The sequence below is a fragment of the Streptomyces ovatisporus genome (genome assembly GCF_042653885.1).
GTDB lineage: Bacteria > Actinomycetota > Actinomycetes > Streptomycetales > Streptomycetaceae > Streptomyces > Streptomyces ovatisporus.
This window is the reverse complement of sequence record NZ_JBHSFH010000015.1, coordinates 395039-417753: the sequence shown is the minus strand read 5'-3', so window position 1 is coordinate 417753 and position 22715 is coordinate 395039. Positions and strand designations below refer to the sequence as shown.

The following is a 22715-nucleotide window of genomic DNA, read 5'->3' as shown; positions in this document are numbered from 1 at the left end:
GGGACAGAGCGTACGCCCGGAGCGCGTCGTAGAGCGCCCAGCGTCCCTTCACTTCTTCGGGATCCTCCAGGAGCTGACCGGACCGGCGGCCCTCCTCATAGGCCACGGTTTGTCCGCCCGGCATCCTCAGAAGTTTCAACGGCCCTTCCATCAGGGCGTGTCCACCGTGCGAGAAGGGCAGCACCTGGATCTTCACGTGCTCCGTGTCCAGCATCGGGAGCAGTGCGGACAGCTGACCCCGCATGACCTCGGCGCTGCCGACGGTGCGGTGCAACAGCGCCTCGTCGAGAATCGCCCAGTACCGCGGGGGATTCGACGAGCGCAGGCGTTCCTGGCGTCCGAGGCGGGCCTGTACCCGCTCCTCCGTCTGCTCCGCGGTGATGCCGGGGGCGTATCCGAAGAAGGCGCGGGCGTACGCCTCGGTCTGCAGCAGGCCGGGGACGACGTGCGGCGCGAAGTCCTCGACGACCTCCGCCCGTTCCTCGAACTCCATGTACCGCCGGTACTGGTCGGGATGTACCTCCCGGCGCACCAGCCCGTACAGCCTGGTGAAGAACTCGTCCGTCCCGAAGGCGAGGTCGAGTTTGCCCGGCAGGTCCGGCGGCGGCATCAGCTCCGCCGTCTCGATCCGGGCCAGCGCACTCTTGCTGGAGAGCACCACCGCGGCCATCCGGACCAGCGACAGCCCGGCCGCCTCCCGGTGACGGCGCAGCTCCGCCCCGAAGAAGTGGCGGGCGGACCTGTCGGGAGTCAACGTCTGCGGGCGGAACTTCATCGTCTGCGTGCCCTCTCTGCCGTCCCGTACGGAAAGCCGGGACGGCCCGGCCGTCCCGCGCCCGACATCGGGACGAGTCATCCCTGTCGGTGCCATCTGCCTCAGGGCAACGTTGACGCCACACACAGTGACCGGGCAGACGAATGGGGCAGATGGAGATGTGCGAGGTGACGGTGCGGTGATGTGCGACGGAGAGGGCACGCCGATGCGGCTGCTGCCATGGACCACCCCGGAGGGCGCTCCCTGCTACCTGAGCACGGACGATCCCCGCAGCCTGCTCTCGCGGGTGGCCGACGAGACGGAGGCGGCGCTGCTCGTATCCGCCGAGGAGGTGCTCGATCACGCCGGGCCGCTACTCGCGGACCCGCACGCCGGAACGCGCGAACTGCGCTTCACCGGCGCCCGCCTGGCCGAGTCGCTGCGCGACGCGGTGCGCATCGCCGAGAGCCGCGGCCTCCGGCTGCCGGACGGAGTCCGCGGTCGCGCAGGTGGGTGACCGGCCCGGAAAGCGCAACGGCGCCGGTTCGGCTCTGCCGCACCAGCGGTGTCAGTGGCCACTGAAAGAGTCCCGGCATGACCTCACGTACTGCTTCGATCGCCGCCTACTGGGACGCCGCCGCGGCGGACTTCGACGAGGAACCCGATCACGGACTGCGGGCCGAGGACGTCCGTTCCGAGTGGACCCGGCTGCTGCGTGCCTGGATGCCGCGTGAGCCGGTCGACGTACTCGACGTCGGGTGCGGCACGGGCTCCCTGTCCTTGCTGCTCGCAGCCGACGGGCACCGGGTCACCGGAGTGGACCTGTCGTCGCGCATGGTCGGGCAGGCCCGTGCGAAGACGGAGACGGCCGGATTCGGCGCCCGGTTCCTGACGGGGGACGCGATGCGGCCTCCCACAGGCGAGGAGCGTTTCGGCGCGGTGCTGGCCAGGCATCTGCTCTGGACCCTGCCCGATCCGGAGGCGGCCCTCCGCGACTGGGTGTCCCGTCTGCTGCCGGGCGGACGGCTGATCCTGGTGGAGGGCCGCTGGCGCGAGCCGGGGCAGCGCGGCGCGCCGTACGTCGCGGGGGCGGAGGAGCTGCCGTGGCACGGCGGCGTCGGCGCGGAGCAACTGGCCGCTGCGGTACGGCCGCTCGTCGCGGAACTCCGTCTCGAATCCCTCAGCGGCAACGCCGCGCTCTGGGGCCGCCCCGTGACCGACGAACGGTACGTCCTCATCGCCCGCGGGTGAACCGGGCGTCCCGCCCGGGGAGAGTCGCCGGAAGGCTGCCCGACTCGGCGAAAGACGCGAACTCGCACCCTACGACCTGCGTGTTGTGTCTCTGACTGCAACACAATGGTCAGAACGGTAGCCCTCCGTCACAGTCCTCGTATACGGGACGTACGTCGCACGTCGTCCCGGAAAAGGGGGAAGCAGCGAGGCGGGGCCGGGAGGACCCTGGGGGTTCGATCCGGCCCGCCTCCGCTCCGGCGGCCCGGAGTCCGAGAACGGCATGCAAGGTTCGGACTGCCGCCCGTGGGAACGCCCCTGCCCGTACGCAACCGCGGGCAGAGGCGTCGCGCGCAGCACCGCCGCCCGCGTCGAGCCCAGCAGCCGGGCGAGCGGATCGCCCGCGGTGCCCGCGCTGTTGTGCGGCGCGGGGACCATCCAGTCGGGACTGCGGTCGAGTGGATAGAGGACTGTGGGCGGCAAGTCCGGGTCGGCGAGCGGCACGGGCCGGCTCCACAGGAACTGGGAGGGGACCAGCAGCAGCCCCCGCCCCTGAAGGTGCAGGTCCCGGTCGACAGGATGCGCGGGTATCTCGAGGACGGGCGGACGCCATCGCATCGCCGGACGGAAACCGGCCAACAGGCCCTGCACACCCCCCACTCCGCCTGCCTGGCGTGCCCTCGTGCGCACCGCACGGTCGGCGGCGGCGCGGCGCTGGATCGCGGGCCAGTAGGGGGCCAGCGCCCGCTCGTGGTAACCGGAGATCATTCCGCCGAGCCGCCTGCGCGCGTGCGGTGAGCGCTCGGTGAGCTCGTGCGACCAACTGGGCGCGCCCACACGCTCGTTCAGGATGCCGAGCTCGTGGTCGATCCGCTCGCGGGGCGTCGCGACGACGGCCTCGACGCCTTCCTCCAGCCCCAGCAGCCCCTCCGGCGGGGTGAGGAAGTCGGGGAAGTAGCTGGCGTCCGGGACGAGCGGCAGCAGTTGCCGTAACTCGTCCGCTTTCCCGTGACGCCGCAGGTCTGCCCGTACGTCCCGGCGCCACTCGGCGAACGGCACACGGCCGTAGCGGGCGCGGAGCATGTGCAGGCTGAAGACCGTCTCCCAGAGCGGGTCGGGGCCTTCGGCGACGTGCGTGCGCGCCAGGTCGGTACTGGTGAAGTGGATGCGCAGCATGCGGTGTTCCCTCGCGGCCCGGTTCCGGTCACGGCCGTGGTCCGCGCTCCGCTCACGGGTGCGTCGGTGCCTCGGCACCCCGGGCGTATGGCGCGGAGCGCCCGCCGACACTTTAATGCCGTGCCGGGCGTCCCGAGCCGGTGAACGTTCCCGGTCGCAGCACGAGTGCGTACGTTCAGGCACAGAACGGCCGAGCCGGACCGCACGCCCGTGCCACGCACGACGGCGGCCCCGACGGTACGGCCGAAGCCGTACCGTCGGGGCCGCCGCGTCGAGTACGCCGGGGCGCCGCGGGTCAGAGACCCAGTTCGCCCTCGAACTCGCCTGCTTCCAGGCGGGCCTTGACGTCGCCGAGGTAGCGGGCGGCGTCCGCCCCGTCGACCAGCTGGTGGTCGTAGGAGAGGGTCAGGTAGACCATGTCCCGGATGGCGATGGTCTCGCCCAGCTCCGGGTGGTCGATGACCATGGGACGGCGGACGGTGGCACCGATGCCGAGCTCCGCGACCTGCGGGTAGTTCACGATGACCGTGTCGAACAGCGCGCCGCGCGACCCGGTGTTGCTGATCGTGAACGTGCCGCCGGACATGTCGTCCGGACCGAGCCCGCCCTCGCGGACCTTCTTCGCCAGATCCGCCGTCTTGCGGGCGATGCCGGCCAGGTTGAGGTTCCCGGCTTCCTTGATGACCGGGACCATCAGGCCCTTCTCGGAGTCCACCGCGATGCCGATGTTCTCGACGTCGTGGTAGGTGATCGTGCCGTCGTCGTTGAGGCGTGCGTTGACCGACGGGTGGGCCTTCAGCGCCTCGGCGGCGGCCTGCACGAAGAAGGGCATCGGGGAGAGCTTGACGCCCTCACGCGCGGCGAAGGACTCCTTGGCCCGCCGCCGCAGCCGCATCACACGCGTCACGTCCACCTCGACCACGGTGGACAGCTGCGCCTGGTTGTGCAGCGCCTTCATCATGTTCTCCGCGATCACCTTGCGGATGCGCGGCATCTTGACCGTCTGGCCGCGCAGCGGAGACGGCTCGAGCTTCGGCGACCGCGGTGCGGTGGACGCGGCGGAGGGAGCGGCAGCCGCCCGGGACCTGGCCGCTTCGGCGGCGGCGACGACGTCCTGCTTGCGGATGCGTCCGCCGACGCCGGTGCCCCTGACCGAGGACAGGTCGACGCCCTGCTCGTTGGCGAGCTTCCGGACGAGCGGCGTGACGTACGCGCCCTCGTTCTCCGCCGCGGCCGGAGCGGACGCCGGCGGTGCGGCCACGGCCGGTGCGGCCGGAGCCGGCGCGGGGGCCGCCTTGGGCTGCGCCTGCGGCTGTGCCTGCTGCGGTGCGGGCTCGGCCTTGGGCTGAACCGGTGCCGGTGCCGGCTCGGGCTGCGGCTGGGCCTGCTGCGCGGGTGCGGGCTGGGCCGGTGCGGACTCCGCGGCCGGTGCGGCACCCGCGGCGCCGATGACGGCGAGCTTCGAGCCGACCTCGGCCGTCTCGTCCTCGCCGACCACGATCTCCAGCAGAGTGCCGGCCGCGGGGGCCGGGATCTCCGTGTCGACCTTGTCCGTCGAGACCTCCAACAGCGGCTCGTCCGCCTGGACTTCCTCACCGACCTGCTTCAGCCAGCGGGTGACGGTGCCCTCGGTGACCGACTCGCCCAGCGCGGGCAGCACGACATCCGTACCCTCCGCCGAACCGCCTCCCGGCGCCGCCGGGGCCTCCTGCTGCGCGGGCTGGGCCTGCTGCGCGGGCGCGGGCTCCGGCTCGGGCTGCGCCTCCTGTGCGGGAGCGGACTCGGCGGCGGCCGGTGCCTCTGCCGCGGGCGCACCCGCCCCGTCGTCGATCACTGCGAGTTCGGCGCCGACCTCGACCGTCTCGTCCTCGGCCACCTTGATGGAGGAGAGGGTGCCGGCCGCGGGGGCCGGGATCTCGGTGTCGACCTTGTCGGTGGAGACCTCGAGCAGCGGCTCGTCGGCCTCCACTTGCTCACCCTCGGCTTTCAGCCAGCGGGTGACGGTGCCCTCGGTGACGCTCTCGCCGAGCGCCGGCAGGGTTACGGAAACCGCCATGGTTTCGGTTGCTCCTATCGGAATGGTGCGGATGCGGGTCGCGCCCGGCCTCGGTCAGTCGTGGGAGTGGAGCGGCTTGCCCGCGAGTGCCAGGTGGGCCTCGCCGAGCGCCTCGCTCTGCGTGGGGTGTGCGTGGATGAGCTGCGCGACCTCGGCCGGCAGCGCCTCCCAGTTGTAGATGAGCTGTGCCTCGCCCACCTGCTCGCCCATACGGTCACCGACCATGTGGACGCCGACCACGGCACCATCGCGCACCTGCACCAGCTTGATCTCACCCGTGGTGTTGAGGATCTTGCTCCTGCCGTTGCCGGCGAGGTTGTACTTGAGGGTGACGACCTTGTCCGCCCCGTAGATCTCCTTGGCCTTCTCCTCGGTGACACCGACCGAGGCGACCTCCGGGTGGCAGTACGTCACGCGCGGCACGCCGTGGTAGTCGACGGGTACCGGGTTCAGCCCGGCCAGGCGCTCGGCGACGAGGATGCCCTCGGCGAAGCCGACGTGCGCGAGCTGGAGCGTCGGGATGAGGTCGCCGACGGCGGAGATCGTCTCCACGTTCGTACGGCAGTACTCGTCGGCGAGGACGAAGCCGCGGTCCATGGCGACCCCGGCCTCCTCGTAGCCCAGGCCCTGCGAGACGGGGCCGCGGCCGATGGCGACGAGCAGCAACTCCGCCTCGTACTCCTTGCCGTTGGCGAGGCTGACCTTCACACCCTTGTCGGTGTACTCGGCCTTCTCGAAGAAGGAGCCCAGCGAGAAGGCGATGCCGCGCTTGCGGAAGGCGCGCTCCAGCAGCTTCGAGCTGTTCTCGTCCTCGGCGGGCACGAGGTGCGGCAGACCCTCGACGATCGTCACGTCGGTGCCGAACGACTTCCAGGCGGAGGCGAATTCGACGCCGATGACGCCGCCGCCCAGGATGATCGCCGACTCCGGGACGCGGTCCAGGTGCAGCCCGTGGTCCGAGGAGATGATGCGGTTGCCGTCGATCTCCAGGCCGGGAAGCGACTTGGGCACCGAGCCGGTGGCGAGCAGGATGTGACGGCCCTCGTAGCGCTGGCCGTCGACGTCGACCGACGTCGGGGAGGACAGCCGGCCCTCGCCCTCGACGTAGGTGATCTTGCGGGAGGCGACCAGACCCTGAAGGCCCTTGTAGAGCCCCGAGACCACGCCGTCCTTGTACTTGTGCACCCCGGCCATGTCGATGCCCTCGAAGGAGCTCTTCACGCCGTACTTCGCGCCCTCGCGGGCCTGGTCGGCCAGCTCGCCGGCGTGCAGCAGCGCCTTGGTGGGGATGCAGCCCCGGTGCAGACAGGTGCCGCCCAGCTTGTCCTTCTCGATCAGGGCGACGTCCAGACCCAGCTGCGCCCCGCGCAGGGCAGCGGCATAGCCGCCGCTACCGCCTCCGAGGATCACTAGGTCGAAAACGGTGCTGGCGTCTTTCGCCACGTCACGTCCTCCATGCATGGGTACGCCGGAGCCGGTCTCCTACTGACCGGGCGGCTTTCAGTTCGGCCGCTGTCTTGCTCGGCCCTGACTCGGCTTGGGTGAAGCCGCGCGCGGGGGCCCTGTCCTGCCGGGGACCCATCTTCGCACTTGTCGGCGGGCAGCGGGACGCGGGGCCGTTTTACCGGGCGGTACGGCCGCGATCGCTGAGGGCGAACGCGGCCGTACCGCAAGGGGACTGACCGGCGTACCCCTGGGGCGGAGCGTGAAGTGTGACGCTGCTCACGGGCAGCGACCCGGTCCCGGCCCGCCCGGGGGCGCGCTCCGCCGGGACCTGGTGCACTGCTGCTGCCTTCCGGAGGGCGTCCTCAGGTGAGATCGCCCGCAGCCGCCCGCTCCGCGAGACGGACGAGCGTGCGGACCCCGGAGCCGGTGCCGCCCTTGGGGGTGTAGCCGAAGGGGCCCGACTCGTTGAACGCGGGGCCCGCGATGTCCAGATGGGCCCACAGCACGTCCTCGTCCACGAACTCCTTGAGGAAGAGACCGGCCACGAGGCCGCCGCCCGGCCGCTCACCGATGTTGGCCATGTCGGCGACGGGGGAGTCCATGCCCTTGCGCAGGTGGGTGGGCATCGGCATCGGCCAGGACGCCTCGCCCGCCTCGTCGGCGAGCTCGTGCACCGTGCCGCGGAAGGCGTCGTCGTTGCTCATGACGCCGAACGTGCGGTTGCCCAGGGCGAGGACCATGGCCCCGGTGAGGGTGGCGACGTCGACGACGGCGTCGGGGGACTCCTCGCACGCGCGGGTCAGGGCGTCCGCCAGGACGAGACGGCCCTCGGCGTCGGTGTTGAGCACCTCCACCGTCTTGCCGCTGTACATGTTGAGCACGTCGCCCGGACGTGTGGCCGACCCGGACGGCATGTTCTCGGCGAGCGCCAGCCAGCCCGTCACGTTGACGCGCAGCCCGAGACGGGCGGCGGAGACGACGGCGGCGAAGACTGCCGCGGCACCGCTCATGTCGCACTTCATCGTCTCGTTGTGACCGGCGGGCTTCAGGGAGATGCCGCCCGAGTCGTAGGTGATGCCCTTGCCTACGAGCGCGAGCGAGTTCTTCGCCTTGGGGTGCCTGTAGGCGAGGCGGACCAGGCGCGGCGGGTTCTCCGAACCCTGGCCGACGCCGAGGATGCCGCCGTAACCGCCCTTGGCGAGGGCGTCTTCGTCCATCACCTCGATGTCGAGACCGTGCTGCTCGGCGGCCTTCCTGGCCTGGTCCGCGAAGACGACCGGAGTCAGGTCGTTGGAAGGCGTGTTGATCAGGTCGCGGGCGCGGGCCACCTCGGCGGCCAGGACCTGCGCGCGGTCGGCGGCGGCCTTGTGCGCCTTGTCCCGCGCCTTCGCGCCGACGACGACGACCTCGGCGAGGGGGGCACCGGACTCCTGGTCCTTCTTGTCCGCCTTGGCGCCGCGCTTGCCCTTGCCGTCGCCGGTGCTGCGGTACGCGGTGAAGGCGTACGCCCCGAGCAGCGCGCCCTCCGTCACGGCGCCCACCGACGGGGCGTCGTCCGTGGGCAGTGCGAAGACGGCCTTCTCCGTGCCGGCCAGCGCACGGGCGGCCGTACCGGCGGCACGGCGCAGCGTCTCCAGGTCGTAGGGCTCGTTCTTGCCGGGTGCCTCGCCCAGACCGACTGCCATGACGACCGGCGCCTTGAGCCCGGTGGGGGGCGCCGGAATCTTCGTGGTCTCGCCCTCGCCGCCGCTCGCGCCGAGCGCTTCGAGCGTGGCGGCTAGCTTCCCGCCGTACGCCTTGTCCACGGTCTCGCCGCCGGGGGCGACCACGGGGCTGCCCTTGGAGCCCTTGGCTACGCCGATGACGACGACGTCCCCGCGCTGGGTCGTGGCGGACGAGGTGCTGAGAGTCAGAGCAGACACGGTGAGAAGGACCTTCTTCCTTGGAGAGGCCGGAACAGCGGGTCGTCGGTTACGGGTGATCGGCTTCCGGCACGCAGGGCATCGTATGCCCGAGCAGAACGTCGTTTGCGGGAGACGATACGCGCTGCCTGTGGCTCAACCCCTGCTGCTGCGCACGGTCATGACACACGTGAGGTCGCCGCTGTGGGTCCGGGTGCGTTGTCGGGCCGGGGCTCAGCCGAGGGCGAATGCCAGCAGCGCAGCGGTCGTTGCCGTCTCGGACAGCGCGCCGAAGACGTCGCCCGTGACACCGCCGAAGCGTCGTCGGCAGTGCTGCAGCAGCAGTTCGGCGGCGGTCAGCCCGATGAGGACCGCCAGCAGGCACGTCACCGCGCCGTGGAGTGCGTCACCCCAGTACACGAGCGCGCCGATGACCGTGGCTGCCACGGCCAGCGACGCCGCGACGAGCGCCGCGGCGCGTACCGGGACCGTTCCCGCCACCGAGGCGCCCAGCCCGTCGGTCCGCGCCGCAGGAACACCCGAACGAGCTGCGAGGGTGATCGCACAGCGCGCGGTGACGGCGGCCACCATGACGCCGAGCGCCCCCTGCGCCCAGCCCACCTGCCCGTACAGCTCGTCGAGCACGGCGACTTGGGCCAGCAGGACGAAGACGAGTGCGACGACCCCGAACGGGCCGATGTCCGACTGCTTCATCACGCGCAGTGCTCCCCGGGCCGACTTCGCGCTGCCCAGGCCGTCGGCGACGTCCGCGAGCCCGTCCAGATGCAGGCCGCGGGTGAGTACGGCGAGCACTGCGACGGAGATCACCGCGGCAGGCAGCGACGAGATCCCCGACATCAGCGCCACCAGTCCGACGAAGGCGGCGGCGCCGCCGACCAGCAGACCGGCGAGCGGGGCCCACACCATGCCGCGCCGGGCGGCCTCGCGGTCCCAGCGCTCGACGTGCACGGGCAGGACGGTGAGCGTGCCGAGGGCGAAGCGGACGCCGTCCTCGGCGGCGGCAGCAGCGGCGGCGGCACGGGCGCGGGAGGCGGAGGAGCCGGAAGCGGCGGGATCGGGGGAGCCGGAGCCGGAGGAGTCGGCGGGATCGGGGGAGCCGGAGCCGGAGGAGTCGGCGGAAGCCCCGGCGCCGGCGGCGGGACCGTCGGTGTGCCCGGACGAGGGCGAGTCGCCGGACGAGTCAGGGGTCCCGGGCATGCCGGAGTCCCCGGAAGGGCCGGTGCTCTCCGGACCAGCGGTGCCGTCGGTGCCGTCGGGGTCTTCGGCGGACCCGGAAGACCCGTCCGGGGGAGTGGCGTTCATCGGAGCGCAGGCTAGCGCCTGACGGTGCCGAGCGGCACCGTCGGAACGCACTCCGCTGCACCGCACGTCCTCCGGACCGGTCCGTTCCGCTCAGCGCGGCGGCCGGCGGTGCCGGGAGGCATCAAGCCGTCGTCCGCGTCAAGTGGCGTCCAGCGCATGCGCGTTCGCGCCGCCGTCGCCTTCCTCCGCGGCCCCGTCCTCGCCGTCTCCGCCGTCTCCGCCGTCCTCTTCGCTTTCCGACACGGGCAACTCCGCCGCCAGTTGGGCTGCCGCCTGCACCAGCGGCAGGGCCAGCAGTCCGCCCGTTCCCCCGCCGACTGCGACCTGCTGGTCCAGCAGCGGTTCGAGGGCCATCCGGTCGAGCGCCTTCGCCTGTGCCGGCTCCTTGCTGGCGTGGCCCGCCACCCACCAGTCGGGGGCGCGGAACGCGACGCGCTGCGCGACGAGCGCGCAGGCGGCCGAGACCACCCCGTCGAGGATCACGGGCGTGCGCCGCACCGCCGACTGGAGCAGGAAGCCCGTCATGGCGGTCAGGTCCGCGCCGCCGACCGCGGCGAGCAGCTGCAACTGGTCGCCCAGCACGGGACGTGCGCGCCGCAGCCCGTCGCGGATGGCGGCGCACTTGCGCATCCACACCAGGTCGTCGATCTCGCCGCCGCCGCGGCCGGTCACGACGGACGCGTCCGTGCCGCACAGGGCGGCGATCAGCGTGCCGGCCGCCGTCGTACCGCCCACGGAGAGGTCGCCGAGCACGACCACGTCGGTGCCCGCGTCGGCCTCCTCGTCCGCGACCGCCATCCCCGCACGGAAAGCCTGCTCCGCCTCCTCGGCGGTGAGCGCGTCCTGCGTGTCCAGCCGCCCCGACGAACGGCGTACCCGGTGCCGGGTCACCTCGGCCGGCAGCTCACCCGGGTCGCAGTCGAGCGCCATGTCGACCACGCGCAGGGGGACTTCGAGGCGGCGGGCCAGGATCGCCGCGGGGGACAGGCCGTCCAGCGCCGCCCGTACGAGCGTGTGCGCACTGCCGGCCGGACGAGTGGAGACGTCCAGTTCCGCCACCCCGTGGTCCCCGGCGAAGACGACCAGTTTCGGCTGGCGCAGCGGTTCGACCGGCAGCCGGGCCTGCGCCGCGGTCAGCCACTCGCCCAACTCGTCGAGACGGCCCAGGGCTTGGCCCGGGAGGCCCGTCCTCGCCCTGCGCTCCTCGGCGTCCCGGCGCAGTCCGCCGTGCGGGCGCTCGATGAGATCGGAGAAGTCGTCCAGGTCCAGGGTGCGGTCGCTCATGATGGCGAAGCGTACGGTACGGGCGCGGGCGCGGACCGGCCGCCGGTGAGGAGGAGACACCCCATCGGACACCCCGTCGGACACCGCATCGGCGCTCAGCCCCGCAGCGGCTGCGCGATGCCGGCGGTGACGAGCAGCACGTGCTCGCACTCCGCTGCGAACACCGTGTTCAGGCGCCCGAGTTCGTCGCGGAAGCGCCGGCCCGACGACGTCCCCGGAACGACGCCCGAGCCCACCTCGTTGCTGACGGCGACCACGGTGCGCCGCGTGCGGCGGACCGCTTCGACGAGCTGCCCGACCCGCTCCTCCACCATCCGGGAGCCGTTGATCCGCCACCGGTCGTCGTCCCACGCCCCGGCTCTGTCCATCGCGTCGGTGAGCCACAGCGCGAGACAGTCCACGAGCAGAGGCGGTCCCGACTCCTCCAGGAGCGGCACCAGGTCGCAGGTCTCCTGCGTGCGCCAGGACGGCGGACGCCGCTCCTTGTGCGCGGTGACGCGTGCCGCCCATTCGGCGTCACCGTCCCGGCTGCCGCCCGTCGCCACGTACACCACGCCGGGGAAGGACTCCAGGCGCCGCTCCGCCTCCACCGACTTCCCCGACCGCGCACCGCCCAACACCAGTGTGCGGCGCGGCACTTCGGGCAGGTCGGCGTAGTCGCCGACGACCAGCGTCGTCCCGTCCGGCTCCGTGTGCGCCCCTGCCGCCGCGAGCCTGCGGTGCAGCTCGGGACCGGACGGCACGTCGTGGTCGATGTGGACGGCGAGCACGTCCGTCGCGGGACCGACCGAGCCGACGCCCCGCAGCTTCGCGAGTGCGTCGGGACGTCCGAGCACGTCGAGGAGGACCATGTCGTACGGATAGGACGTGCCGGCCTCGTCCCGCCCCTCCTCCAGACCGGCCGGTGCCGCCCCGGGCGGCAGGTAGAGCACACATTCCCCGGCGGGCCCCGTGACCTGGTAACCGGTGCCGGGCGAGTCCAGGGCGACGGCACGCACCCGGTGGCCGCTGATCAGCGCGAGTTCCTGCCGTTCCGACACCCGTACGGGCGCGGGCAGCCCGGCGGGGATCTCCAGTGCGGGGCCGTCGTGCGGGTGGGAGAGCAGCACCTGCCGCACGCCGTGCAGCGACTTCCCCGCACGGGCGGCGGCGAAGGCGGGCCCGGGGGTGAGGTCGAGGAGCAGGGTGCCGTCGACGAGCAGCGCGGTCGCCGCGCGCGTGTGCGAACGGCCCCTGGCGACCGCGGCGCACACGGCGCAGGGGCAGTCGGGGCGGGGCAGTCCGCCGGGGGCTCCGGTACCGAGCAGAGTGAGTTCCACGTCTCGATCGTCTCGCGCGCCGCCGGCTGTCGCGCACTCAGGATTAGTCTGCGGGCAGCAACTGTCGATCTCGGGAGGAACAGATGGCGTGGACGTGGCGGTTCGAGAAGGCCGACGGGTCGGAGACGGAACCTGCCGTACAGCCTGAGGAGTTCCCCACCCAGGGCGACGCCGAGTCCTGGATCGGCGAGGTCTGGAAGGAGCTGCTGGAGGGCGGCACCGATCAGGTGACGCTGCTGGAGGACAGCAGCAAGATCTACGGGCCGATGAGCCTGCACCCGACCGACGGGGACGAAGAGGGCGAGAGCTCCGCCATCTGACCGGCGGGACCTCCGCCCGTCCCGTACGGTCCGCCCCGGCCCGTGCCGGGTGCCTGAGGTTCGCCGGGCCCTGCCGGCCCGGCGAACCGGAGCGCCGCCGCCGTTCAGCCGCCGCGCACTCCGCACACGTGCAGCATCGCCGCCACCGAGCGGTACGGGTCGGTGCGCGCCGCCCGCTCCTCCAGGGCCAGCATCCGCTCGGCCTCGTCGTCCTCCTCGGGCAGGCGGTCGTGCCCGAATATCCCGACGCCGTACCACTGGCGCAGCGGTGTGCCGATGCCCGCCAGCCCCCTGGTGAACGTCTCCAGCCGGAATGCCCGTCCGGCACGCTCGGGGAAGTCCAGTGCGGCCTGCGCCGCGTCCCAGTCACCGGTACGGCCCGGGTGCATGGCCAGCGCGTCGTCGTTGCGAATCAGCAGCGACAGCAGACCCCCGCCGTCCAGGACCCTCGCGAGACCGGCCAGCGTCGTTCCCGGGTCGCGGGCCTGGATGAGCTCCCCGTGGCACAGCACGACGTCGAAGGTGCCGGGCAGGAAGTGGGCGCCGGTGTCCTGGCTGCCGCCCGGGACGAGGCGCACGCGCTTGCGTATCTCCTCGGGCTCGTCCGCCAGCTCCTTCTCGACCAGGTCGCGCAGGTCGGGGTCGGATTCCAGCCCCGTCACCCGGTGCCCGGCGCGGGCGAGCCGGAGAGCCTGCACGCCGCGGCCCAGACCCACGTCGAGCACCCGCAGCGTGCGGTCCGCTTCGAAGACGGCGGCCGTCTGCTCGTCGAGCTGACGGGCCAGGAGCTGCTGTTCGAGCGGGCCGAGCTGCCCTATCCGGCCCAGCTGCCCGCTCAGGGCTTCTCGCCGCGTGCGACCTGCGGCTTGGGCAGGCGCATCCGGCGCAGCTGGAGCGTACGCATCAGTGCGTAGGCGACGGCGCCCCGCTTGTTCTCGTCCGGGAAGCGCGTCCGCAGATCCCGCCTGAGGCGGAAGCCGAGGCCCACGGAGTCGAGGACGATCATCACGATCACGAAGAGCCACAGCAGCAGCGAGATGTTCTTCAGCTGCAGCGACGGCATCATGCTCAGCACGAGGATGATCACGGCGATGGGCAGGAAGAACTCCGCCACGGACCACCGCGAGTCCACGTAGTCACGGGCGTAGCGCCGCACGGGACCCTTGTCGCGCGCCGGCAGGTAGCGCTCGTCGCCGCCGGCCAGCGCCTGTCGCTGTCGTGCCATGGCGGTGCGGCGCTCCTCTCGCTGGCGCTTGGCGGCCTCCTTGCGGTTGGCCGGCGCCTTGGCGAACGAGCGGCGCTGTGACTGCGCCTCGCTGCGCTTGGGCGTGGGGCGGCCCTTGGGGGCCTGCGGGTCGCGTGGCTGCTGGGGCTCGGCAGCGCTCACCCGGGGGGTGGAGGCGGCCTGCCCTTCCTTCGAACGGCTTCGGAACACGGTCCCCAGGGTACGGTGCGACCTGCGGTGCTCCCCAGGCCCGGTCGGGAACGATCCGGCAACGTCCGTCGGGACGGCGGGAGCAGCCGTGGAGCCTCGCCGGGGCCCTCCTCCTACTCCCTGGTGTGGATGTCCACGGCCGCGATCGTCCTTCAGGAGGAGCGCATCCGCGTCCGAACAGTGCGGTAATGGGAGCAGGGCCCGTAGTCTTGGGTCTTGTAGGTGTGCTGCTGAGGCTCAGTCCGTTACGAAGGGGGCGCGCGAGGCCCATGAGCGGTGTCATGAAGCGTATGGGGATGCTCTTCCGCGCGAAGGCCAACAAAGCCCTGGACCGGGCTGAGGACCCGCGCGAGACGCTCGACTACTCGTACCAGAAGCAGCTGGAGCTGCTTCAGAAGGTGCGCAGGGGTGTCGCCGACGTCGCGACGTCCCGCAAACGTCTGGAACTGCAGCTGAGCCAGTTGCAGGGGCAGTCCTCGAAGCTCGAGGAGCAGGGCAAGAAGGCCCTCGCTCTCGGACGTGAGGACCTCGCCCGTGAGGCTCTCTCCCGCCGTGCGGCCCTGCAGCAGCAGGTCACGGATCTGGAGACGCAGCACCAGACGCTGCAGGGCGAGGAGGAGAAGCTCACCCTCGCCTCCCAGCGGCTGCAGGCGAAGGTGGACGCCTTCCGCACCAAGAAGGAGACCATCAAGGCGACCTACACCGCCGCCCAGGCGCAGACCCGCATCGGGGAGGCCTTCTCCGGCATCTCCGAGGAGATGGGCGACGTGGGGATGGCCGTCCAGCGTGCGGAGGACAAGACCGCACAGCTGCAGGCCCGTTCCGGAGCCATCGACGAACTGCTGGCCTCCGGTGCCCTCGACGACCCCACCGGCATGGCGAAGGACGACATCACCGCCGAGCTGGACCGCCTCTCCGGCGGTACGGACGTCGAGCTGGAGCTGCAGCGGATGAAGGCGGAGCTGGCGGGCGGCACGGGCGGCGACCAGCAGGCCATCGAGAGCGGCGGCAGCACCGGCCAGGGCCAGGGGCAGCAGTCGCAGGACACCCCCAAGTTCGAGAAGTAGCACCCCCGGGCGGAACCTGGCGGCAGCCGCGGGTGCCCAGGCCCTCCCGGCGAGCAGTCACATCGAGAATCGGCTTACGGCCCCACGCCAGAAGGAGAGCGACATGATCGTACGGATCATGGGGGAAGGCCAGGTGAAGCTGGACGACAGCCACTTCGCCGAGCTGAACAAGCTGGACGACGAGCTGCTGGCCGAGATGGAGTCCGGGGACGACGCGGGCTTCCGCCGTACTCTCAGCGCGCTCCTCAACGCCGTACGCACGATGGGCACCGCCCTGCCCGACGACTCCCTGGAGCCCTCGGAGCTGATCCTCCCCTCGCCCGACGCGTCACTCGAAGAGGTACGGGAGATGCTCACCGACGACGGCCTCATCCCGGGCTGAGCCGCACCGGCGCCGACCGCCCGCGAGCCGCCGTCACCCCGCCCGGAGCCGGGCGGGGAGGCGGCCCGCCGGACGGGAGGCCCGGAGGCCGTACCTTTCCTGACGTGACCCGCGACATGGCCGCCGACGATTCCGTGCCCGATCCCGTTCCGGAGGCGAACGGCGGCCCCGGCACGCGGCTGGTGTGCGGGGTGCGGCGATGGACGCGCGCGCACCCCTTCGTGGTCGACGCCGTGCTCGCGCTCGCCGCCTTCCTGGCGATCGTCGCCGCTGCCGCCGCCACGCCGCACGGTCAGGACGTACGTCCCCGCTTCGGCGAACGCGAGGTGCAGCCGCTGACGGTCCTGCTGGCGGCGCTGGCCTGTGCGGCTCTGGTGCTGCGGCGGCGGGCACCGATCCCGGTCCTGTGCGCGGCGACTCTGGCGACCGTGTGCGGCCTGCTCACCGATCCGCCGGCCGACGTGGCACCGCACGGCCACCGTGCTCCGATCGTGGTCGCGGCGATCATCGCGCTCTACACCGTCGCCGACCGCACCGACCGCGTCACCGGCGTCCGGGCCGGGGCGGCGACCGTCGTGGTGCTCACGGCGTCGGGCATGCTGCTGGGCGGCCGGGCCTGGTACGCGCAGGAGAACTTCGGCATCTTCGCCTGGACGGCGCTGGCCGCCGCCGCGGGAGAGGCCGTACGCAGCCGGCGGGCGTTCGTCGACGCCATACGTGAGAGAGCCGAGCGCGCGGAACGTACCCGCGAGGAGGAGGCACGGCGGCGCGTCGCGGAGGAACGGATGCGCATCGCACGCGAGCTGCACGACGTGGTCGCTCACCACATCGCGCTCGTCAACGTCCAGGCGGGCGTGGCCTCGCACGTCATGGACCAGCGGCCGGACCAGGCCAAGGAAGCCCTCGCGCACGTACGGGAGGCCAGCCGGCACGCGCTCGAAGAACTGCAGGCCACGGTGGGTCTGCTGCGGCAGTCCGGGGAGAGCCTCGCCCCGACCGAACCGGCTCCGGGCCTCGGTGTGCTGGACGAGCTCGTCGAGGGCTTCACACGTGCCGGACTCTCCGTGTCCGTCTCCCTGACCGACACGCGGCCGACGGCCGGCGCCGCGCCGGATCTGCCCTCGGCCCTGGACCTGACGGCCTACCGCGTCGTACAGGAGGCGCTGACGAACGTGCAGAAGCATGTCGGCACCGGAGCGCACGCCGACGTCACGATCGACATCGCACCTCCCGGGCTGGAGATCACCGTGACCGACGACGGCGCGGGCACCGCCGCACCGCCCCCCGTGCAGACTCCCGCACCCCCGGAGAACCCCGGGGAAGGGGCGACCGCCGCCGAGGCCGTGACGGCCGTTTCCCGCACGGGAACCGGTGAGGAGCCCTCCGGTGCGGGGAGCGGCACCGGCACGTCCGCAGAGGGGCGAGGCGGCGGCCACGGTCTCATCGGGATGCGTGAGCGTGCCGCCGCTCTGCACGGGAGCTGCGAGACCGGGCCGTTGCGCGGCGGCGGCTTCCGCGTTCACGTACGGCTGCCGCTCCGGCCGGCGGCGCACCAGCACGACGGAGACGGCCCGCACACCGAGCAGTCCGTGCCACCCCCGCAGCCGCCGCCGGGGAGCCGGCAGCTCAGGCAGCAGACCCACGCGCCCGCCCACCCCCAGGAAGGCACCTCCGCATGACGATCCGGGTGGTATTGGCGGACGACCAGGCGCTGCTCCGCAGCGCCTTCAGGGTGCTGGTCGACTCCGACCCCGGCATGGAGGTGGTCGGCGAGGCCTCGGACGGCGCCGAAGCGCTGGAAGCGGTACGCCGGCTGCGCCCCGACATCGTCCTGATGGACATCCGCATGCCGGGCTCCGACGGTCTCGCCGCCACGCGTGCCATCAGCGCCGATCCTTCGCTCTCCGGCGTCAGGGTCGTCATCCTGACCACTTTCGAGGTCGACGACTACGTGGTGCAGGCGCTCCGCGCCGGTGCCTCGGGGTTCCTCGGCAAGGGAGCCGAGCCGGAAGAGCTGCTGGCCGCGATTCGTACGGCGGCGAAGGGCGACGCGCTGCTGTCACCGGCGGCCACGAAGGGACTGATCGCCACTTTCCTGGCGCAGAGCGGCCCGTACGCCACCAGGGAGGCCGCCGGCGAGGGAGGCGGTGGGCCGACGCCCGCGCCCGACGCGCTCGAAGCCCTGACAGGACGCGAGCGCGAGGTGCTGACGCTCGTCGGGGGAGGGCTCAACAACGACGAGATCGGCGAACGGCTCTCCGTCAGCCCGCTGACCGTCAAGACGCACGTCAACAGGACCATGTCGAAGCTCGGCGCACGCGACCGTGCGCAACTGGTGGTCGCCGCCTACGAGAACGGACTCGTGAGGCCAGGGACCTGATGCGGGGACGCCGGACGGCACCGGCCGGAGCGGTCACCCTTCACAGGAAGCCGCCGGACGGGATGTACGGACTGGGCGCACGCATCCCCCGCAGGCAGACGTAGCCCGCGTTCCCCGGCCTGAGCCCGGCCGCGAGGCCGACATCGACCGCCCACTGCTGCTCGGCCGTGACGTACGGGACTGTGGCCGGGACGTCCTCGGGGAGGCTCAGCAGTGCCGCGCTCAGCAGGCGTGCGGCGAGGCGCCGCGAGGTCGCCGCGAGAAGTTCGACGCGGCCCTGCTCACGCAGATAGCAGTATCCGCTGCCGGCGAGGTCGTCGGCGACGAACAGGCGGCAGTGCCGCAGCAGGAACTCGTGGTCCGGGCCGTGCGCCCCGCCCCGCAGCCGCCGGTCGACGGAGTCCATCAGGTCCCGGTGGGTCCCCGACCCCGGGACGACCGGGCCGTCGGGACCGGCCGCAGGGGCGGGGTCGACCGTGCCCTCCAGCCGCATCGCCGGATGCAGCTCGAAGCCCGCCCTGCGGTAGACCCGTGCGGCGACCGGATCGCCGGGGCAGCAGATCAGCCCCCGAAGGCACGCCCTGCCGTACTCCAGCGTCCGCTCCAGCAACGCCTTTCCCACACCCTTGCCCTGCGCCTCGGGCAGTACGGCGAGCAGGGCCAGCCCCCAGGTGCCTTCCCGTACGAGGGACTGGGCGGCGCCGACGGGACGTCCGGCCGCGTCGGCGGCCAGCCAGCTCCCGCGGGGGTCCGTACGCACCAGATGCCGGACCCGCTCCCGGCTGCGGGCCGGATTCCCCGCGCCCGGCGGGGGCATGGCGGGAAGTGCGCCGCCGCCCTGTGCCGCGGTGCCGGGCTCCGCCGGGACGGCGCCGGCCGCCGGGCCGCCCGCGAACGAGGTCTCGGCCAGCACCCGGACGGCTTCGGCGTCCTCCTCGGTGTCCTTCAGCGGCCTCACCAGCATTGCCGCAGGCTACGGCAGGGCCAGCATCCGCTCCAGGGCCAGCTTGGCGAACTTCTCGGTCTCGTCGTCGACTTGGATGCGGTTGACGAGCCTGCCGTCCGCCAGCGACTCCAGCGCCCAGACGAGGTGCGGGAGGTCGATCCGGTTCATGGTCGAGCAGAAGCACACCGTGCGGTCGAGGAAGACGATCTCCTTGCCCTCGTCCGCATGGCGGTTCGCCAGCCGCCGCACCAGGTTGAGTTCCGTGCCGATCGCCCACTTCGATCCGGCGGGGGCGGCTTCGAGCGTCCTGATGATGTACTCGGTCGAGCCGACGTGGTCAGCGGCGGCGACGACCTCGTGCCTGCACTCGGGGTGCACGAGGACGTTGACGTCCGGGATGCGGGCCCGTACGTCCTGCACGGAGTCCAGCGAGAAGCGGCCGTGGACCGAGCAGTGGCCGCGCCAGAGGATCATCTTCGCGTCGCGCAGCTGCTGGGTGGTCAGCCCGCCGTTCGGCTTGTGCGGGTTGTAGACCACACAGTCCTCCAGCGACATCCCCATGTCGCGGACGGCCGTGTTGCGCCCGAGGTGCTGGTCCGGCAGGAAGAGCACCTTGTTGGCGCGGGAGCCGGAGCCGGAATGCGAGCCGGAGCCGTTCCGTGACGCGGCCCCGGCGCCCCCCGTCTCCTGGCCGAAGGCCCACTCCAGCGCCCGCCGGGCGTTGGAGGACGTGCAGATCGTGCCGCCGTGCCTGCCCGTGAAGGCTTTGATGTCGGCCGAGGAGTTCATGTACGAGACGGGCACTGTGACGTCCGCGACACCGGCCTCGGTGAGCACGTCCCAGCACTCGGCGACCTGTTCGGCCGTGGCCATGTCGGCCATGGAGCAGCCCGCTGCCAGGTCCGGCAGGACGACCTGCTGCTCGGCGGAGGTGAGGATGTCGGCCGACTCGGCCATGAAGTGCACGCCGCAGAAGACGATGTACTCGGCCTCCGGCCGTGCCGCCGCGTCCCGCGCCAGTTTGAAGGAGTCGCCCGTCACGTCGGCGAACTCGATGACCTCGTCCCGCTGGTAGTGGTGCCCGAGCACGAAGACCCGTTCGCCGAGCTTCGCCTTCGCGGCACGCGCCCGCTCGACCAGGCCGGGGTCCGAGGGGGCCGGCAGGTCGCCGGGGCAGTCGACGCCACGCTCACTGCCGGGGTCGGACTCGCGGCCGAGCAGCAGCAGCGCGAGTGGCGTCGGCTGTACGTCCAGTGGCTGGGCGGTCACGGCACCCACCCTTTCTCTAGCGCCGCAAGCGGCTTTTCGTCTAATTGACGCTATTAATCATAACTGCTTCACGTCACTTTGACGATGGCGTTCGCGTCGATGTGACGCATTCCCACTCGCTCCGGCCGTGTGGGAGCATGAGGACCGAGAACAACGGAAAATGAACGTGCCGGCCCTGGAATGAATCCGGGACGCCGCCGGTTTCAGCTGGCGGCAGAGCAGTCCGAACAACCCGGGAGAGAAGCAGATGTCCGTATCGGACGAGACCGCTGTGAGCGACGGCATCATTCTGTCCGACGCCGCCGCGGCGAAGGTCAAGAACCTGCTGGAGCAGGAAGGTCGTGACGACCTGGCGCTGCGGGTCGCCGTCCAGCCGGGTGGCTGTTCCGGCCTGCGGTACCAGCTCTTCTTCGACGAGCGCTCACTCGACGGCGACGTGGTCAAGGACTTCGACGGCGTCAAGGTCGTCACCGACCGCATGAGCGCCCCGTACCTGGGCGGAGCCTCCATCGACTTCGTCGACACCATCGAGAAGCAGGGCTTCACGATCGACAACCCCAACGCCACGGGCTCCTGCGCCTGCGGTGACTCCTTCAACTGAGCAGCCCTCCGGCCCCCGGCCGGAGGCCGGTCCCGGTCCTGACGATCCGGGCCCGAACTGCCGGAGCTGAAAAGGACGGAGGCGGCGGACTCCCCCCACCAGGGGTCCGCCGCCTCCGTCGTTCCTGCCCCCGTTCTCCCTCAGCTCCGGTTCTCGTCGCTTGTGCCCCTCCGGGGGCCGCTCAAGGGTCCCGCCCGCGAAATTCCTCGCGGACCTCTCGCCCGCGGGGCTGCCGACGGCCTCATCCGGCCTTCGGTACGCCCTCACCGTCCTGCGTGTCCACGACCTTCCGGTCGCCGAGCTCCTTCTCGAGTTCGACCTCGACCGTCTGGGGCTTGGCCATCTTCACGCAGACCTTGTCCGGGTCGGACTTCTCGGGCCGCACGGTCACCTTCACCGACTTCCCGGACTCCTCGGCGCTGGCCGTGTACTTGTCGCAGACACCGCCCCAGAAGGTCAGCTTCACCGTGCGTCCGTCCACCTTGTAGGACTTCACGGCCTGTACGGGGGTGCCGGAGTCAGGCTTCTCGCCGGGCTTTTGCGCCTGCCCCGAACCGTCGGACGCGTCCGGATCCGCCCCGGGCTTCGGCGGCTTGGCGGGCTTGAGGTACTCGGGCCGCACCGCGGGGTGGGCCACGCCGGCCTTCTGGTCGCCGCCCGGCAGTTCCACCTCGTAGATCCACGACGGTACGAGCACCGGCTTGCCGACCGAGTAGCGCGTCACCAGTCCGAATTCGGCGCCCGTCACCTTCAGCGGCTTGCCCGGGGCGGCTTCGTCCTTGCCCGGCTTGTCGTCCGCCTTGGGGGCGGGTGCCGGTTCACGTACGGTTCCGGAGCCGCTGCCCGGGCCCGTGGCGCCCTGCTCGTTGAGGTGCTTCAGCGTCTCCTTCGCCGACATCACCGGGTACGAGGGGCCCTCGTTCAGCTCGCCGATGTTTCCGTGCCCGCGGACGATCCTGCCGTCCTTGCCGACGGTGAACGTGCTGTTCCAGTCTTTGGTCGGCATGCCGCCCACCTCGGGCGTCACGCTCACCATGCGCAGCGAACCGGTCGTCACGGTTGCGTCCAGCTCGGCGTCCTGGAGCTTCAGCGTCTTCAGCACCGGCCGCACGGCGTCCTTCGCCTTCTTCTCCGAGACCGGGTCGCCCTCGCCGGAACCGGGCATGGCCGGGCAGGAGCCGGGCCGCTCCGCCTGTCCCCCGGACGGCACGGCGTCGCCGCCGGGCACCGTCGGCAGCGGCTTCCCGCACGGCATGACGGGCGAATCCGACGTCTGGTACGTCCAGTTGCCGGCCAGGCGCTCGTCGTTCACGGTGAGCGTCAGTCCGCCGCCGCCGGACTTTCCGTCCTTGTTGACGAGCCACCGCCCGTCCTTCTTCTGCGGCTCGCCGGGCACGTCGAGGCTCTCGGCGAGCGCGGAGACCGCGGAGCGCGGGACGCTGCCGGGCGTGCGGTAGACGCTGGCCGCGTCAGGGCCGTCCGGCAAGTTTCCGTTCGCGCGGTACGTCTGGGCGTTGGGGTTCGGCTCGCCGGGTGCGATGCCGTTGCCGGCTCCGTCGTCCTCGCCGGGGCCGCCCTGCGCCGAGATTCCGTCCAGCGCCAGCTTCGGAGGCCCGGAGGTGCCGGGTCCGGAATCGCCGCCGTCACCTGCGGTCGAGGCCCAGTACGCGCCACCACCGCCGGCCAGCAGTACGGCCGCCGCCACCGTGACGACGGACAGCTGCCGGCGGCCGTGCCGCCCGGGCCGTACGTCTGCGGAAGGGGAACCCCCACCGTCGGCGGGGGACTTGTCGGTGTTCACGGCAATGCTCCTTCGGCTCCGCTCA

General features: G+C 72.0%; 21 protein-coding genes. 8 read left to right on the top strand and 13 right to left on the bottom strand.

The window, feature by feature from the left end:
- A partial coding sequence (locus tag ACFPA8_RS25885) for a helix-turn-helix domain-containing protein (RefSeq protein ID WP_386452327.1) occupies positions 1-871 on the bottom strand: 871 nt, incomplete at its 3' end.
- A gap of 85 nt (positions 872-956) precedes the next feature.
- Here ACFPA8_RS25885 and ACFPA8_RS25880 point away from each other — a divergent pair.
- Both ACFPA8_RS25880 and ACFPA8_RS25875 read left to right on the top strand, forming a co-directional pair.
- Positions 957-1271, top strand: a complete 315-nt coding sequence (locus ACFPA8_RS25880) for a hypothetical protein (RefSeq protein ID WP_386452325.1) — start codon at positions 957-959, stop codon at positions 1269-1271.
- Between the two features lie 77 nt (positions 1272-1348).
- Positions 1349-2005: a class I SAM-dependent methyltransferase gene (locus tag ACFPA8_RS25875; RefSeq protein ID WP_386452323.1), complete on the top strand. Its 657-nt coding sequence runs from the start codon at positions 1349-1351 to the stop codon at positions 2003-2005.
- A gap of 69 nt (positions 2006-2074) precedes the next feature.
- On the opposite strand, the gene ACFPA8_RS25870 is transcribed toward ACFPA8_RS25875, so the two are convergent.
- From ACFPA8_RS25870 to ACFPA8_RS25840, 7 genes are all read right to left on the bottom strand, one after another.
- Positions 2075-3160, bottom strand: coding sequence for an ArsR family transcriptional regulator (locus ACFPA8_RS25870; protein ID WP_386452321.1), 1086 nt, complete (start codon positions 3158-3160; stop codon positions 2075-2077).
- A gap of 295 nt (positions 3161-3455) precedes the next feature.
- Positions 3456-5216 carry a 2-oxoglutarate dehydrogenase, E2 component, dihydrolipoamide succinyltransferase gene (gene sucB, locus ACFPA8_RS25865; RefSeq protein WP_386452319.1) on the bottom strand — a complete coding sequence of 587 codons (1761 nt, stop codon included), beginning with the start codon at positions 5214-5216 and terminating at the stop codon, positions 3456-3458.
- A gap of 54 nt (positions 5217-5270) precedes the next feature.
- Complete coding sequence (gene lpdA / locus ACFPA8_RS25860) at positions 5271-6659, bottom strand: dihydrolipoyl dehydrogenase (protein ID WP_386452317.1); 1389 nt, start codon at positions 6657-6659, stop codon at positions 5271-5273.
- 365 nt (positions 6660-7024) lie between these two features.
- Positions 7025-8584, bottom strand: a complete 1560-nt coding sequence (locus ACFPA8_RS25855; RefSeq protein ID WP_386452315.1) for a leucyl aminopeptidase — start codon at positions 8582-8584, stop codon at positions 7025-7027.
- A gap of 213 nt (positions 8585-8797) precedes the next feature.
- Positions 8798-9538: an adenosylcobinamide-GDP ribazoletransferase gene (locus ACFPA8_RS25850; RefSeq protein WP_386452378.1), complete on the bottom strand. Its 741-nt coding sequence runs from the start codon at positions 9536-9538 to the stop codon at positions 8798-8800.
- Between the two features lie 486 nt (positions 9539-10024).
- Positions 10025-11170 (bottom strand): nicotinate-nucleotide--dimethylbenzimidazole phosphoribosyltransferase, encoded by a 1146-nt coding sequence (locus tag ACFPA8_RS25845; RefSeq protein ID WP_386452314.1) that lies wholly within the window; start codon positions 11168-11170, stop codon positions 10025-10027.
- 95 nt (positions 11171-11265) lie between these two features.
- The gene (locus tag ACFPA8_RS25840) at positions 11266-12489 is read right to left on the bottom strand and encodes a bifunctional adenosylcobinamide kinase/adenosylcobinamide-phosphate guanylyltransferase (RefSeq protein ID WP_386452312.1); all 1224 of its coding nucleotides are present in this window, start codon (positions 12487-12489) and stop codon (positions 11266-11268) included.
- 83 nt (positions 12490-12572) lie between these two features.
- Here ACFPA8_RS25840 and ACFPA8_RS25835 point away from each other — a divergent pair, with 83 nt between their 5' ends.
- Entirely contained in the window at positions 12573-12809 is a 237-nt protein-coding gene (locus tag ACFPA8_RS25835) for a hypothetical protein (protein WP_386452310.1), read from the top strand.
- A 104-nt stretch (positions 12810-12913) separates the two neighbouring features.
- Here ACFPA8_RS25835 and ACFPA8_RS25830 read toward each other — a convergent pair whose 3' ends face one another.
- Together ACFPA8_RS25830 and ACFPA8_RS25825 are read right to left on the bottom strand one after the other, a co-directional pair.
- The gene (locus tag ACFPA8_RS25830) at positions 12914-13648 is read right to left on the bottom strand and encodes a class I SAM-dependent methyltransferase (protein WP_386452376.1); all 735 of its coding nucleotides are present in this window, start codon (positions 13646-13648) and stop codon (positions 12914-12916) included.
- Positions 13645-14244: a DUF3043 domain-containing protein gene (locus tag ACFPA8_RS25825; protein WP_386452308.1), complete on the bottom strand. Its 600-nt coding sequence runs from the start codon at positions 14242-14244 to the stop codon at positions 13645-13647. The genes ACFPA8_RS25830 and ACFPA8_RS25825 overlap by 4 nt, the downstream gene beginning before the upstream one ends.
- A 269-nt stretch (positions 14245-14513) precedes the next feature.
- On the opposite strand from ACFPA8_RS25825, the gene ACFPA8_RS25820 reads away from it, so the two are divergent.
- The 4 genes from ACFPA8_RS25820 (at position 14514) to ACFPA8_RS25805 (ending at position 18073) form a co-directional block, all read left to right on the top strand.
- Entirely contained in the window at positions 14514-15311 is a 798-nt protein-coding gene (locus tag ACFPA8_RS25820; RefSeq protein WP_386452306.1) for a PspA/IM30 family protein, read from the top strand.
- Positions 15312-15414: 103 nt separating this feature from the next.
- Positions 15415-15693 carry a PspA-associated protein PspAA gene (gene pspAA, locus ACFPA8_RS25815; protein ID WP_386452304.1) on the top strand — a complete coding sequence of 93 codons (279 nt, stop codon included), beginning with the start codon at positions 15415-15417 and terminating at the stop codon, positions 15691-15693.
- A gap of 116 nt (positions 15694-15809) precedes the next feature.
- Positions 15810-17372 carry a sensor histidine kinase gene (locus ACFPA8_RS25810; RefSeq protein ID WP_417801327.1) on the top strand — a complete coding sequence of 521 codons (1563 nt, stop codon included), beginning with the start codon at positions 15810-15812 and terminating at the stop codon, positions 17370-17372.
- Positions 17369-18073: a response regulator gene (locus tag ACFPA8_RS25805; RefSeq protein ID WP_386452302.1), complete on the top strand. Its 705-nt coding sequence runs from the start codon at positions 17369-17371 to the stop codon at positions 18071-18073. Before ACFPA8_RS25810 ends, ACFPA8_RS25805 begins: the two co-directional genes overlap by 4 nt.
- A gap of 40 nt (positions 18074-18113) precedes the next feature.
- Here ACFPA8_RS25805 and ACFPA8_RS25800 read toward each other — a convergent pair whose 3' ends face one another.
- Together ACFPA8_RS25800 and nadA are read right to left on the bottom strand one after the other, a co-directional pair.
- Positions 18114-19037 (bottom strand): GNAT family N-acetyltransferase, encoded by a 924-nt coding sequence (locus ACFPA8_RS25800; RefSeq protein WP_386452300.1) that lies wholly within the window; start codon positions 19035-19037, stop codon positions 18114-18116.
- 9 nt (positions 19038-19046) lie between these two features.
- Positions 19047-20288, bottom strand: a complete 1242-nt coding sequence (gene nadA / locus ACFPA8_RS25795) for a quinolinate synthase NadA (RefSeq protein WP_386452298.1) — start codon at positions 20286-20288, stop codon at positions 19047-19049.
- A gap of 247 nt (positions 20289-20535) precedes the next feature.
- Between nadA and ACFPA8_RS25790 the strand changes: the two genes are divergently transcribed.
- A complete protein-coding gene (locus ACFPA8_RS25790) occupies positions 20536-20889 on the top strand; it encodes a HesB/IscA family protein (protein WP_045864091.1) in 354 nt (117 codons plus the stop codon).
- A 241-nt stretch (positions 20890-21130) separates the two neighbouring features.
- On the opposite strand, the gene ACFPA8_RS25785 is transcribed toward ACFPA8_RS25790, so the two are convergent.
- Complete coding sequence (locus tag ACFPA8_RS25785) at positions 21131-22690, bottom strand: hypothetical protein (protein WP_386452297.1); 1560 nt, start codon at positions 22688-22690, stop codon at positions 21131-21133.
- Positions 22691-22715 lie beyond the last annotated feature (25 nt).

What these genes read in the sequence shown, in the direction of transcription:
- ACFPA8_RS25880 (WP_386452325.1), top strand. Translation starts at nt 957, where the DNA reads ATGTGCGACGGAGAGGGCACGCCGATGCGGCTGCTGCCATGGACCACC.
- ACFPA8_RS25875 (WP_386452323.1), top strand. Translation starts at nt 1,349, where the DNA reads ATGACCTCACGTACTGCTTCGATCGCCGCCTACTGGGACGCCGCCGCG.
- ACFPA8_RS25870 (WP_386452321.1), bottom strand. Translation starts at nt 3,160, where the DNA reads ATGCTGCGCATCCACTTCACCAGTACCGACCTGGCGCGCACGCACGTC.
- sucB (WP_386452319.1), bottom strand. Translation starts at nt 5,216, where the DNA reads ATGGCGGTTTCCGTAACCCTGCCGGCGCTCGGCGAGAGCGTCACCGAG.
- ACFPA8_RS25845 (WP_386452314.1), bottom strand. Translation starts at nt 11,170, where the DNA reads ATGAGCGACCGCACCCTGGACCTGGACGACTTCTCCGATCTCATCGAG.
- ACFPA8_RS25835 (WP_386452310.1), top strand. Translation starts at nt 12,573, where the DNA reads ATGGCGTGGACGTGGCGGTTCGAGAAGGCCGACGGGTCGGAGACGGAA.
- ACFPA8_RS25820 (WP_386452306.1), top strand. Translation starts at nt 14,514, where the DNA reads ATGAGCGGTGTCATGAAGCGTATGGGGATGCTCTTCCGCGCGAAGGCC.
- pspAA (WP_386452304.1), top strand. Translation starts at nt 15,415, where the DNA reads ATGATCGTACGGATCATGGGGGAAGGCCAGGTGAAGCTGGACGACAGC.
- ACFPA8_RS25810 (WP_417801327.1), top strand. Translation starts at nt 15,810, where the DNA reads ATGGCCGCCGACGATTCCGTGCCCGATCCCGTTCCGGAGGCGAACGGC.
- ACFPA8_RS25805 (WP_386452302.1), top strand. Translation starts at nt 17,369, where the DNA reads ATGACGATCCGGGTGGTATTGGCGGACGACCAGGCGCTGCTCCGCAGC.
- ACFPA8_RS25800 (WP_386452300.1), bottom strand. Translation starts at nt 19,037, where the DNA reads ATGCTGGTGAGGCCGCTGAAGGACACCGAGGAGGACGCCGAAGCCGTC.
- ACFPA8_RS25790 (WP_045864091.1), top strand. Translation starts at nt 20,536, where the DNA reads ATGTCCGTATCGGACGAGACCGCTGTGAGCGACGGCATCATTCTGTCC.